At 63.7% G+C, this 13,188-nt stretch carries 10 protein-coding genes and 1 tRNA gene; 6 read left to right on the top strand and 5 right to left on the bottom strand.

All coding sequences use genetic code 11. From position 1 onward, the window contains the following. Positions 1–11: 11 nt before the first annotated feature. The gene (locus tag BKM74_RS09360; protein WP_086465431.1) at positions 12–2,585 is read left to right on the top strand and encodes a 5'-nucleotidase C-terminal domain-containing protein; all 2,574 of its coding nucleotides are present in this window, start codon (positions 12–14) and stop codon (positions 2,583–2,585) included. A gap of 80 nt (positions 2,586–2,665) precedes the next feature. Here the strand turns inward: BKM74_RS09360 and BKM74_RS09355 are convergent. After that, positions 2,666–2,742 (bottom strand) — tRNA-His (locus BKM74_RS09355). A 70-nt stretch (positions 2,743–2,812) separates the two neighbouring features. Beyond that, a complete protein-coding gene (locus BKM74_RS09350) occupies positions 2,813–3,988 on the bottom strand; it encodes an aminotransferase (protein WP_086465430.1) in 1,176 nt (391 codons plus the stop codon). A 184-nt stretch (positions 3,989–4,172) separates the two neighbouring features. Between BKM74_RS09350 and BKM74_RS09345 the strand changes: the two genes are divergently transcribed. From BKM74_RS09345 to glnA, 3 genes are all read left to right on the top strand, one after another. Beyond that, complete coding sequence (locus BKM74_RS09345) at positions 4,173–5,360, top strand: pyridoxal phosphate-dependent aminotransferase (protein ID WP_086465429.1); 1,188 nt, start codon at positions 4,173–4,175, stop codon at positions 5,358–5,360. 251 nt (positions 5,361–5,611) lie between these two features. After that, positions 5,612–5,950, top strand: coding sequence for a P-II family nitrogen regulator (locus BKM74_RS09340; protein WP_008943658.1), 339 nt, complete (start codon positions 5,612–5,614; stop codon positions 5,948–5,950). Between the two features lie 77 nt (positions 5,951–6,027). After that, entirely contained in the window at positions 6,028–7,437 is a 1,410-nt protein-coding gene (gene glnA / locus BKM74_RS09335) for a type I glutamate--ammonia ligase (protein ID WP_086465428.1), read from the top strand. 145 nt (positions 7,438–7,582) lie between these two features. On the opposite strand, the gene BKM74_RS09330 is transcribed toward glnA, so the two are convergent. Together BKM74_RS09330 and BKM74_RS09325 are read right to left on the bottom strand one after the other, a co-directional pair. After that, positions 7,583–7,804 (bottom strand): hypothetical protein, encoded by a 222-nt coding sequence (locus BKM74_RS09330; RefSeq protein WP_086465427.1) that lies wholly within the window; start codon positions 7,802–7,804, stop codon positions 7,583–7,585. Positions 7,805–7,966: 162 nt separating this feature from the next. Further along, a complete protein-coding gene (locus BKM74_RS09325) occupies positions 7,967–8,374 on the bottom strand; it encodes an acyl-CoA thioesterase (protein WP_086465426.1) in 408 nt (135 codons plus the stop codon). A gap of 106 nt (positions 8,375–8,480) precedes the next feature. Here BKM74_RS09325 and parE point away from each other — a divergent pair, with 106 nt between their 5' ends. Together parE and BKM74_RS09315 are read left to right on the top strand one after the other, a co-directional pair. Next, a complete protein-coding gene (gene parE, locus BKM74_RS09320; protein ID WP_086465425.1) occupies positions 8,481–10,475 on the top strand; it encodes a DNA topoisomerase IV subunit B in 1,995 nt (664 codons plus the stop codon). Beyond that, the gene (locus BKM74_RS09315) at positions 10,444–11,322 is read left to right on the top strand and encodes a YkgJ family cysteine cluster protein (protein WP_086465424.1); all 879 of its coding nucleotides are present in this window, start codon (positions 10,444–10,446) and stop codon (positions 11,320–11,322) included. The genes parE and BKM74_RS09315 overlap by 32 nt, the downstream gene beginning before the upstream one ends. A 7-nt stretch (positions 11,323–11,329) precedes the next feature. Here BKM74_RS09315 and BKM74_RS09310 read toward each other — a convergent pair whose 3' ends face one another. Continuing rightward, complete coding sequence (locus BKM74_RS09310) at positions 11,330–12,961, bottom strand: ABC transporter ATP-binding protein (protein ID WP_086465423.1); 1,632 nt, start codon at positions 12,959–12,961, stop codon at positions 11,330–11,332. Positions 12,962–13,188: the final 227 nt, after the last annotated feature.

Below are 13,188 nucleotides of genomic sequence, written 5' to 3'. Positions count from 1 at the left end.
GGGGAACTCAAATGGCCTATACGTTACAAATCCTGCACGCTTCCGATCTGGAAGGCGGTGTTGACGCGATTGGGCGGGCGCCGAATTTCGCCGCCATCGTCGATTACCTGGAAGACACCTACGCGAACACCGTCGTGCTGTCCGCCGGCGACAATTTCATCCCCGGCCCGTTCTTCAACGCGGCCGCCGATTCTTCCATCGCGGCAACGCTGAACACGGTCTATACCCAGCTTTACGGTCAGAGCTTCGAGGACCTGTCGGCTGGCTCCGGCCGACTCGACATCGCGATCATGAACACCATCGGCTTCGATGCCTCGGCGCTCGGCAACCATGATTTCGATGCCGGCACGGACGGTCTGCAGTCGGTGATCGCCGCCAGCCTGGGCAGCAGCACGGCCGATACCGGCTGGCTCGGCGCCATGTTCCCGTATCTCAGCGCCAATCTGGACTTCTCGGCCAATAGCGGGTTGAACGCGCTTTATAGCAGCGAGTTGCAGACCAACACCGCCTTCCAGTCGCTGAATGCGGCGGGCGAGCTGGTCTCCGGCGCGCCGAAGCTGGCCGCCTCCACCATCATCGAGCGCAGCGGCGAAAAGATCGGCGTTGTGGGTGCCACGACGCAGGTACTGGCCTCGATCTCCTCGCCGGGCAGCGTGGTTGTCGAAAGCGGCGGCAGCAACGATATGGCCGCGCTGGCCGCGATCATCCAGCCGGAAATCGACGCCATGCTGGCCGCTGGGGTGAACAAGATCATCCTGGTCAGCCACCTGCAGCAGATCGCGCTGGAAAAGGAACTGGCCGGCCTGCTGAAAGGCGTGGACGTGATCATCGCCGGCGGCTCCGACACGCTGCAGGCCGATGCCGAGGACGTGTCGCGCGGCCTGCAGGATGGCGATACGCCGGCCGAGACCTATCCCTACCTCACCACCAACGCCGACGGCGATCCGGTCGCCATCGTCAGCACCGACGGCGAATACAGCTATGTCGGCCGGCTGGTGCTGACCTTCAACGACAATGGCGTGCTCGATACCTCCAGCATCGATGCGAATGTCAGCGGCGCCTTCGCCTCCACGACCGAGCAGGTCGAGGCGCTGTACGGCACGACCGATGCCTTCGCCGATGGCAGCAAGGGCGATCTGGTGCAGGAACTGACCAGTGCGGTCAGCTCCATCGTCACCGCGCAGGACGGCGTCATCACCGGCAGCACCAGCGTTTATCTGAACGGCGTGCGCGGCTCGGTGCGCACCGAAGAAACCAACCTCGGCAACCTGACCGCCGACGCCAACCTCTATGTGGCGAAGCAGACTGACAGCAGCGTGCTGGTCTCGATGAAGAATGGCGGCGGCATCCGTGCCGCCATCGGCCAGGTCAGCGAAACCTCGCCCGGCGTGTACGAGCTGTCGGCGCCCGAGGCGAATGCGTTGTCCGGCAAGGAAGCCGGCCAGGTCTCGCAGCTCGATATCCTGAACTCGCTGCGCTTCAACAACGCGCTGTCGGTCGTGACCGTCACCGCCGACCAGTTGAAGCAGCTGGTGGAGCATTCCGTCGCCGCTTCCGGCGGCGGCGCCTCACCGGGCCAGTTCGGCCAGTGGGGCGGGCTGCGCTTCAGCTACGACACGGACCAGGCAGCCGGCAGCCGCATTCAGAACCTCGCCATCGTTGACGATGACGGCTTCATCGTCGATGTCATCGTGCAGAATGGCGAACTGGTGGGCGACGCCAGCCGCGCGATCCGCATGGTGACGCTGAGCTTCCTGGCCGATGGCGGCGACAGCTATCCGCTGGACGATTTCATCGCCGCCGACCCGACCTTCGCGAACCGGGTCGATCTGGCCGACACGCTGACCGACGCCGGTCTCTCCACCTTCGCCGCCCCCGGCACGGAACAGGATGCCCTGGCGGAATATCTGGCCGCTCTCCACAGCACCACGCCGTATGCCGAGGCGGATACCGCCGCCAGCCAGGATACCCGCATCCAGAATCTGGAACTGCGCGGCGACTCCGTGCTGACCGAGCAGCGTAACGGCAGCGATGGCGCCGACACGATCAATGGCGGCGGCTACAATGACAGCATCCGCGGCGGTGCCGGCAACGATTCGCTGACCGGCGGGGCCGGCAACGACACCATTGAGGGCGGCGACGGCAACGACCGGATCGACCTCAGCGGCGACAGCGGCGTGGCGGTGGCCAACGGCAACCGCAACGCCGACACCATTATCGGCGGCAACGCGGGCGAAGTGTTGCGCGGCGGCAAGGGCCATGACTCGATCGATGGCGGGGCTGGCAACGACCTGCTCTATGGCGGCCAGGGCAATGACACGCTGACTGGTGGCGACGGGGTGGACTTCTTCATCTTCGAAGCGGCCAGCGGCGTCGATGTCATCACCGACTTCCAGGCCGGCACGGACAAGCTGTTCATTTCGTCCAACGCCAACAGCAACGGCCTGTTCAGTGCCGAGCAGGTGCTGGCGGCAGCGGTGAACAGCGGCGGCAACGTCGTGATCGATCTCGGCGGCAGCAACAGCATCACGCTGCAGGGCGTGGCCGTGGCCGACCTGACGGCGGCGGATTTCGCCGTCGCCTGATCGGGGAGCAGCAGAAAATACACAAGGCGCGTCGGAGAAATCCGGCGCGCCTTTTTCTATCGCACGACACTTTGGGGAAATGGGGCGAGCTACGGGGTTCGAACCCGTGACCTCATGGACCACAACCAAGCGCTCTAACCAACTGAGCTAAGCCCGCCACCGTGGGAGCGCCTTGGTACCCGAACGTCCCTTTCCGGTCAAGAACCAGATGTGGGATTCTTCAGGGTTCAGGCCGCTTGTCTGCCAAAATGCCGGGCCAGCCGGTCCAGTGCCTCGTCCAGCACCGTATCCTGCTTGGAGAAGCAGAAGCGCGCCGTGGTGCGCACGGCACTCTCCTGATCCTGATAGAAGGCCGACACCGGAATCGCGGCCACCCCCGCCTCCTCGATGATATGGCGGCAGAAATCGGCGTCATCGCCAGCAAAGCCCAGCGGCGCGAAGCCGGCATTCACGAAATAGGTGCCCTGGCAGGGCTGCACCGCGAAGCCGATCTCGCGCAGGCCGGCGGAGAAACGGTCGCGCTTTGCCTGCATCGAGGCGGCCAGGCCGGTGAAATAGCTGTCATCCTGCATCAGGCCGAAGGCCACCGCGCGCTGCAGGTTGGGCGCCGTGGTGAACACCAGGAACTGGTGGCATTTCGAGATCGGCTGCAACAGCGCCGGGCTGGCCGTCACATAGCCCACCTTCCAGCCGGTCAGCGAGAAGGTCTTGCCGGCCGAACCGATGCGCACACAGCGTTCGCGCATGCCCGGCAGGGTCATCAGCGGATGGTGTGTCAGCCCGTCGAAGACGATGTGCTCATAGACCTCGTCGCAGACCGCATAGGCATCGTGCTTCTTCACCAGATCGGCGATAAATCCCAGCTCCTCGCGGCTGAACACCTTGGCGGCCGGGTTCATCGGGCTGTTCAGCAGGATCAGCTTGGTCTTGTCGGAAAACGCCGCCGCCAGCGCCTCGTAGGGCAGTTCCCAGCGCGGCGGCTCGACCCGTACCAGCTTCGGGATGCCGCCGGCGCGGCGGATCATCGGCAGGTAGCAATCGTAGAGCGGCTCGATCAGGACAACCTCGTCGCCCGGCTCGATCAGCCCGAACAGGCAGGAGGCCAGCGCCTCGGTGGCGCCCGAGGTCACCATGGTCTCGGTCTGCCAGTCCACGTCCAGATCGTAGAACCGCTTGTTGTGCGCGGCGACGGCCTGGCGCAGCTCCGGCACACCCATCATCGGCGGATACTGGTTCGGCCGGTCGGCCAGCGCCGCCTGCGCGGCGGCCACCACCTCGGCCGGCCCGTTATCGTCCGGGAAACCCTGTCCCAGATTGATCGCCCCCTTCTCCATGGCCAGCCGCGACATCACCTCGAACACGGTGGTTCCGTAACCGGAGAGGATGGCATTGGCTGGCTTCATGGCAGGGTTCCCGTCGCTAGAGCCGGATCGTTTCAGATTGAATCGCACTCTCGTGCCGCAAAAGGGCAAATTTCGTAGCATGAAGTGCTGGCGCGGGCCATGCGGTTTTCGGCTTCTCCGCCCTGCCCGGCTTGCGGCATAGTGGCCGCCAACAATAACCAGCCTTCCAGGAAACGATCCCGCCATGGCCATCACACCCGACGCCCCGCAACTCGCCGCCCGCATGTCCACGCTGGGCACAGAAACCGCCTTCGAGGTGCTGGCCCGCGCCGGCCAGCTGGCCGCGCAGGGCAAGGACATTATCAATCTGGGCATCGGCCAGCCCGACTTCCGCACGCCCGACCATATCGTGGAGGCCGCCTGCAAGGCGCTGCGCGACGGGCATCATGGCTATACGCCTGCGGCCGGCATTCCGGCCCTGCGCGAGGCGGTCAGCGCCGACCTGCAGCGCCGTCTGGGGGTAAGCGTCGATCCCGGCCAGGTGCTGATCGTACCCGGCGGCAAGGTGACGATGTTCTTCGCCGCCATGCTGTATGGCGAGCCCGGCGTCGAGATCCTGTACCCGAATCCCGGCTTCCCGATCTACGAATCGGTGATCCGCTTTTCCGGCGCGACACCGGTGCCGATCCCGCTGCTGGAGGAGAACGGCTTCGCCTTCTCCGCCGAGGATGTGCTGTCCAGGATCACGCCGAAGACCCGCCTGCTGATGCTGAACAGCCCCGCCAACCCCACCGGCGGCGCGGTGCCGAAGGCGGAGATGGACAAGCTGGCCAAAGGCCTGGCCGATCACCCGCATGTCACGATCATGAGCGACGAGATCTATGGCCAGATGCTCTATGACGGGCGCGAGCATGTCAGCCTGCTGTCCTATCCGGAACTGCAGGACCGGGTGATCCTGCTGGATGGCTGGTCGAAGACCTACGCCATGACCGGCTGGCGGCTTGGCTACAGCGTGTGGCCGAAAGCCGTGCTGCCGCATGCCGAGAAGCTGGCAGTGAACTGCCATTCCTGTGTGAACGCGGCCACGCAATATGCCGGCATCGCCGCGCTGACTGGCCCGCAGGATGCCGTTCACGCCATGGTGAAGGCGTTCGACGAGCGCCGCCGTGTCATCGTCTCCGAGCTGAACCAGATTCCGGGCTTCCGCTGTGTCGAACCCGGCGGTGCCTTCTATGCCTTCCCCAATGTCGAGGGGACCGGCATCGGCACCAAGGAACTGCAGACAAGATTGCTGGAAGAAGCCGGCGTCGCGGTCATCGCCGGCACCAGCTTCGGCAAGCATGGCGAGGGCTATCTGCGTTTCTCCTACGCCAACAGCACGGAGAACATTCGGGAGGCAATGGCGCGCATCCGCAGACTGCTCTCCGCGTGACTATGGCGCGATATTAAGCACCGGACGATTAAAATTTAGCCGAACAAATGCCCGTTTTGTGTGCAATATGACATCAGAACGTCCCGATTCCCGCAACCAGCGACAAGGCCGCCGGGCGACGATGCAGGCGTTTCCGCGATTCCGGCAAGCTGGCATGAGTCCTGCTATCACAGGATTAACCGTGAGCGGCGGAAGCTGATCCCGGTACCTCCCGATGGCCTTAGCCGCAGACGACGAAAAGAGAACCGCATATGAAAAAAGTCGAAGCCATCATCAAGCCGTTCAAATTGGACGAAGTGAAGGAGGCGCTGCACGAGGTTGGCATCCAGGGCATCACCGTCACCGAGGCCAAGGGCTTTGGACGGCAAAAGGGCCATACCGAGCTGTATCGGGGCGCCGAATATGTCGTGGACTTCCTGCCCAAGGTGAAAATCGAGATCGTTATGGAAGATTCGATGGTAGAACGCGCCGTCGAAGCCATCCAGCAGGCGGCCCAGACCGGCCGCATCGGCGATGGAAAAATCTTCGTCTCGACCATTGACGAGGTTATCCGTATTCGTACCGGCGAGCGCGGCGCGGACGCCGTCTAACGAGACTGCCGGGTAAACCCCCGGCAGAACCACCACAGTCACCCAAACCTTAAGAACCCGAGCGAGGGAAAAGGGATATGTCGGACACCAAGACCGTAATGCAGATGATCAAGGAGAACGGCGCCAACTACGTCGATCTCCGCTTCACCGACCCGCGCGGCAAGTGGCAGCACGTGACGCAGCACATCGAGACCGTCGATGAAGAGGCGCTGGTCGAAGGCTTCATGTTCGACGGCTCGTCGATCGCCGGCTGGAAAGTGATCAACGAATCCGACATGACCCTCATGCCGGACCTCGAGACCGCCGTGATGGATCCGTTCTCGGCGCAGCCGACGCTGATCCTGGTGTGCGACGTGCTGGAGCCCTCGACCGGCCAGCCCTACGAGCGCGACCCGCGCTCCATCGCCAAGAAGGCGCTGGCCTATCTCGGCAGCACCGGCATCGGCGACATCGCCTATTTCGGCCCCGAGGCCGAGTTCTTCGTGTTCGATGACGTGCGCTTCAAGACCGGTATGAACGAGGCCTATTATCACCTCGATTCCGAGGAAGGCCCGTACAACAGCGGCAAGGTCTATCCGGAAGGCAATCTCGGCCACCGTCCGCCGGCCAAGGGCGGCTATTTCCCGGTTGCCCCGGTCGATAGCGGCCAGGACATGCGCGGCGAGATGCTGGACACCATCTCCGCGATGGGCGTCAGCGTCGAGAAGCACCATCATGAAGTGGCGGCGGCGCAGCACGAGCTGGGCATCAAGTTCGACACGCTGGTGAAGTGCGGCGACAACATGCAGATCTACAAGTACTGCATCCAGATGGTCGCCGCTGCCTATGGCAAGTCCGCGACCTTCATGCCGAAGCCGGTGAAGGGCGACAATGGCTCGGGCATGCATGTCCACCAGTCGATCTGGAAGGGCGGCAAGAACACCTTCGCGGGTTCCGGCTATGCCGACCTGTCGGAGACGGCGCTCTATTACATCGGCGGCGTGATCAAGCACGCCCGTGCGATCAACGCCTTCTCGAACCCGACGACGAACAGCTACAAGCGGCTGATTCCGGGCTTCGAGGCGCCGGTGCTGCTGGCCTACTCCTCGCGTAACCGTTCGGCTTCCTGCCGCATCCCGCACGTCGCCAGCCCGAAGGGCAAGCGCGTCGAGGTGCGGTTCCCGGATCCGGCCGGCAACCCGTACCTGACCTATTCGGCGCTGATGATGGCCGGCCTCGACGGCATCATCAACAAGATCCATCCGGGCGACCCGATGGACAAGAACCTGTACGACCTGCCGCCGGAAGAGCTGGCGGAAGTGCCGACCGTCTGCGGCTCGCTGCGCGAAGCCCTGCAGTCACTGGATGCCGACCGCGAGTTCCTGACCCGCGGCGAGGTGTTCACCAACGACATGATCGACGCCTACATCGCGCTGAAGTGGGAAGAGGTGTACGCCTTCGAGCACACCCCGCACCCGATCGAGTTCGAGATGTACTACAGCGTCTAAGCTGACCGTCTCCCGATAGTCGGGATGAGAACGCCCCCGCCAGCCGGCGGGGGCGTTTTTGTTGCTCCCAGGCAAACAGATGGCGAGAGCACAAAAAAACGGCCCCGCCGCAGCGGAGCCGTTCCTTATTTTATTCTGCTGCCGATCAGGAGTGCGCAGCAGCGCCACCGTGGCTTTTCATGGCGTCCAGTGTGCGGCGCACAATGGCCTTAACCGGGTTCACGATGAACAGGGTCATACCCTCGTTGATCGCCTGGGCGCGCAACTGGCGCGCGTACCGGACATGGATGTAAATCTGGCTCGGATCGAAGGGCGGCAGCTCATAGTTCTGATATGCCGCGTGGGTCTTTTCGAGGTCTTTGAACATCGGGTATCTCCGTAAAAATGGGTTACGAAGAGCGCTCTCCCATATCGTTGAAACCAATATATTGCTGCGACGCACAATAGGCAAGCTTTACTGTCCTATTTGCCATGCGTGCACTGCAACAAAACCCTGTCCGAGGCGCAGGTCTCGTCTCGCGCGGGCGGCTCAGATTTCCGGATCGACCGGTCTCGGCCGCCGGTTCTCGTCGATGGCGACGAAAGTATAGGTGCCTTCCGTCACCAGCACGCGGGGGCTGTGGTCCCGACGCTGCGCCCAGGCCTCGATGCGAATGGTGATGGAGGTGCGCCCCACCCGTTCGATAGCCGTGTAGCAGCACAGAATGTCGCCGATGAAAACCGGCCGGTGGAAGGTCATCGCATCCACCGCGACCGTGGCGACCCGCCCGCCGGCCCGCTGCTGCGCCGCGACACCGCCCGCGATATCCATCTGGGAGAGCACCCAGCCGCCGAAGATATCGCCATTCGGGTTGGCGTCGGCCGGCATGGCGACCGTCCTGATCTGCAGATCGCCATGCGGCGCCTTTTCGCTTGGCACAGCTTCGGTTTCGTTCATTCTCCCCTCCTCTAAAAGGCGGCAATATCTACTATATATTGTTAATCTAAAGTTACCTCCCACAGGATACGCTTGAACCGTTGCCCGCTGCAGATATACTCCGCTTATGGCAGACCTTTTTCAAACGACAGCGCGCGATACCGGCGACTATACCGCCAAGGATATCGAGGTTCTCGAAGGGCTGGAACCGGTCCGGCGCCGGCCCGGCATGTATATCGGCGGCACCGACGAGCGTGCCCTGCACCATCTGGTCGCCGAGGTGCTCGACAATGCGATGGACGAAGCGGTGGCCGGCCATGCCAACCGCATCGAACTGGAACTGCATGAAGATGGCAGTGTCGTGGTCCGTGACAATGGCCGCGGCATCCCGGTCGATCCGCACCCGAAATACCGCGATAAATCGGCGCTGGAGGTGATCCTCACCACCTTGCATTCCGGCGGCAAGTTCAGCGATTCCGTCTATAAGACCGCTGGCGGTCTGCACGGCGTCGGTGTGTCCGTGGTGAACGCGCTGTCCGACCGGCTGACCGTCGAGGTCGCCCGCGAAAAACGGCTTTACGCCCAGCATTTCAGCCGCGGCGCACCGCAGGGACCGCTGGAGGTGATCGGCGCCGCCCCGAACCGGCGCGGCACCACGCTGAAATTCCACCCCGACCCGGAGATTTTCGGCGAGCGCGCACGCTTCAAGCCGGCGATGCTGTACCGCCTGGCGCGCTCCAAGGCCTATCTGTTCAAGGGCGTGGAAATCCGCTGGAGCTGCGATCCCGTGCTGATCACCGGCAGCGATACGACACCGGCCAGCGACACGCTGCATTTCCCCGGCGGCCTTGCCGACTTCCTCGGCCATGCGCTGGAGGATCGCGCGCAGGTCACCGCGCAGCCCTTCACCGGCGAGGTGGAGGTGCAGAATGGCGAGAACGGCCGCATTGAATGGGCGATTGCCTGGCCGGCGGACGAGGATGACGGCTTCCTGAACGCCTACTGCAATACCGTGCCGACCCCGCTGGGCGGCACTCATGAGCAGGGCTTGCGCACGGCGCTGCTGCGGGCACTGAAAGCCTATGGCGAACTGGTCGGCAACAAGCGCGCCGCGCAGATCACGGCGGATGACATCCTGGGCGGCACGGCCGTCATGCTGTCAGTCTTCATCCGCGACCCGCAATTCCAGGGCCAGACCAAGGAAAAGCTGGTCTCCCAGCATGCCACCCGCCTTGTCGATCAGGCGGTGAAGGACCGGTTCGACCATTGGCTGGCCGACCAGCCGGAACAGGCGAACCAGCTTCTGGGATTCATCATCGACAAGGCCGAGGAACGGCTGAAGCGCCGGCAGCAGAAGGATACCCAGCGCAAGACCGCGACCCAGCGGCTGCGCCTGCCCGGCAAGCTGGCCGATTGCACCCGCACCAACCGGGAAGATACCGAAATCTTCCTGGTCGAGGGCGATTCGGCGGGCGGCTCCGCCAAGCAGGCGCGCCGGCGCGACACCCAGGCGGTGCTGCCGCTGCGCGGCAAGATCCTGAACGTCGCCTCAGCCTCGGCCGACAAGCTGCGCGGCAATCAGGAACTCGCCGATCTGATGCTGGCGCTGGGCTGCGGCACCGGCGACCGCTATGACGAGGCGGCGCTGCGCTACGACCGGGTCATCATCATGACCGACGCCGACGTCGATGGCGCGCACATCGCCTCGCTGCTGATGACCTTCTTCTATCGCGAGACGCCGAAGCTGATCGAGAACGGCCATCTCTATCTGGCCATCCCCCCCCTCTACCGGCTGACGCAGGGGGCGGTGACGCTCTATGCCCGCGACGACAAGCATAAGGACGAGCTGATCGCCAATGGTTTCAAGGGACGCGGCAAGATCGAGATGAGCCGCTTCAAGGGCCTGGGCGAGATGCCCTCGCAGCAGCTGAAGGAAACCACCATGGACCCGGACAAGCGCGTCCTGGTCCGGGTGACCATTCCCGACATGCGCGACGCCGAACAGCGCGAGGACGCCAAGGACACCGCCCAGCTGGTGGAAAGCCTGATGGGCCGGAAGCCGGAACTGCGCCTCGCCTTCATTCAGGAAAATGCCCGCTTCGTCCGCGATCTGGACGTCTGACGGCGGCGGCATGTCCCGCGCCGAACGCAAGAAGCAGGAGAAGGCGGCCCAGGCCGCCTTGCGCCGCGCCGGCCTGCCGGTCGGCCACGATTTCCCGCTGTTGTTCGCCCATACCGGGAATCTGCGCCGCATCCTTGCCCAGCGGCCGAACGCGGCCCGCGCACAGGAGGCGGCACGGCATCATCTCGATGCGCTGAACCGGTCACTGCGCCAGCAGGCCGGCGCCTTCGCCCTGGAATGCAGCAAGGGCTGCAGCTATTGCTGCCACAATATGGTGACAGCCAGCGCGCCGGAGATTTTCCTGCTGGCCCGGCATTTCAGGAAAACCGATCCATCCCGGCGGCAAGACGTGCTGGAAAAGCTGAAGGCCGCCGATCTGGCGGGCCGCGATCTCGACCCGCGCCAGCGTTACCTGGCGCATATTGCCTGCGGCCTGCTGGACGAAAATGGGCTGTGCGGCGCCTATGAGTCACGGCCCAATGTCTGCCGCACCATGGTTTCGGCCTCGGTCGCAGCCTGCCGCGCCAGCTTCGCGGGCGAGCCGGCGCAGATTCCGGTGCCCAAACCCTATGGCGCGCTGCGCACCGCCTATTCCTACACGCTGCTGGCGGCATTGCAGGCCGAAGGGCTCGATGACCGGCTATACGAGCTGAACCAGGCGCTCTGCATCGCGCTTGAAACCGGGGATGCCGAGCAGCGCTGGCTTTCCGGCGAGGATATCTTCGCCGGAATCCGCCATGAGCGGGTGGATGCGGGCGAGCAGCCGCAGATCGCCCTCTTCCTCTCGGTGCTGGCGGCAGGGGCGGAAAATTCCCCCCTGCCCGCCAACCCGTGGATCGCCGGATAAATCCGGGCTAGGCCGCGTCGAACTTGCCGAATTCCCAGTCCTTGCCGGGGGCGGCGTCGAACAGCGCCCTGGTATATTCATGCTCCGGCGCACTAAACACCTTGCTGGCCGGGCCGTATTCCACCACCTCGCCCTTGAACATCACCGCCACGCGGTCACAGATCTGCGCGGCCACCCGCAGATCATGGGTGATGAACAGCATGGCGAGATTGAAGCGCTTGCGCACATCGTCCAGCAGATCCAGCACCTGTGCCTGCACCGACACATCCAGCGCCGAGACGGCTTCGTCGGCGATCAGCAGTTCCGGTTCCATCGCCAGCGCCCGTGCAATGCAGATACGCTGACGCTGACCGCCAGAGAACTGGTGCGGGAAACGGTCAACCGCGGAAGGGTCGAGCCCCACAAGCTTCATCAGGTCGCGGGCGCGTTCCCAGGCTTCCTTCGAGGACAGGCCGAAATTCATCGGCCCCTCGACAATCGACTGGCCGACGGTGCGCCGCGGATTGAGCGAGCGGTAGGGATCCTGGAAGACGATCTGCACCTTCTTGCGGTGCGGCCGCAGCAAGCTCGGCGGCAAGGTGCCGATATCGACATTGTGCAGATTGATGGAGCCCGAGGTCGGGTCGATCAGCCGCACCACGCAGCGGGCCACGGTGGACTTGCCGGAACCGGATTCGCCTACGATGCCAAGTGTTTCGCCACGGCGGACCGTCAGGCTGACATCCTTTGCCGCATGCACCGGATGCGCCTTCTGGAACAGGCCGCCGCCACCGCCATAGGTCTTCGAGAGATTCTCCGTCTCCAGCACGATCGGTGCATTGACGATGGGTTCACGATGCTTCGGCTTGATGCTGGGCACGGAGGAAATCAGCATCCGCGTGTAGGGATGCTGCGGGTTGCGCAGGATCTGCTTTGCCTCACCAAATTCGACCAGCTTGCCATACTGCATGACGGCGACGCGGTCGGCGATTTCCGCCACCACACCGAAATCATGGGTAATGAACAGCACACCCGTCTGATGGCGCCCCTGCAAATCCTTGATAAGACGCAGAATCTGGGCCTGGGTCGTCACATCCAGCGCGGTCGTCGGCTCGTCGGCGATCAGCAGCACCGGATCGAGCGCAAGCGCCATCGCGATCATGATGCGCTGGCGCTGGCCGCCGGAAAGCTGGTGCGGATAGGAATTACGGATACGTTCCGGGTCCGGCAGATGCACATCCGCCATCACCGTCAGCACCCGCGTCAGGCGCTCTTCCTGGCTCATCTGCGTGTGGAAGCGCAGCAATTCATCGATCTGGTCGCCAACCGTCATCACCGGATTGAGCGCCGTCATCGGCTCCTGGAAAATCATCGACATGCGGCTGGCGCGCAGCTGCCGCATGCGCTCCGGCGTGGCGGTGAGCAGATTCTCGCCTTCCAGCAGGATTTCGCCGGCGGTCGGCACCAGCTGTTTCTTCGGCAACAGCCCCATGACGGTATGGGCCGTCACCGACTTGCCGGACCCCGATTCGCCGACAACGCAGAGAATCTCCTGCGGACGGACTTCCAGGTTGATGTTTTCCACCGCATTCTCGCGGTCGGCGCCGCGCGGCAGGCGAACGGTCAGGTTCTTTACTTGCAGGACCGGCTTATCGGACATCTGTTCCCTTCCATCTCCCAGAGCCGGATCGAACGATCCTGCTCTAACCAAAAACATAGAGGGCGATTCACGCTTTAATGCGATCGCGCTCTAGAACGGTTCACGCTCGCCTGGTTCATCGTCCCCCGCTTCACCACATCAGCGCGGCGTGCAAGGGCGTTTCATTGTCACGCCCGGTCATTTCCCGGACGCAGGTTAGACTATAGCGAAGATGTCAGGGTTTGAGG

This window comes from Oceanibaculum nanhaiense (genome assembly GCF_002148795.1).
Taxonomy (GTDB): Bacteria; Pseudomonadota; Alphaproteobacteria; order Oceanibaculales; family Oceanibaculaceae; genus Oceanibaculum; species Oceanibaculum nanhaiense.
This window is presented reverse-complemented; position numbering and strand designations above follow the sequence as displayed.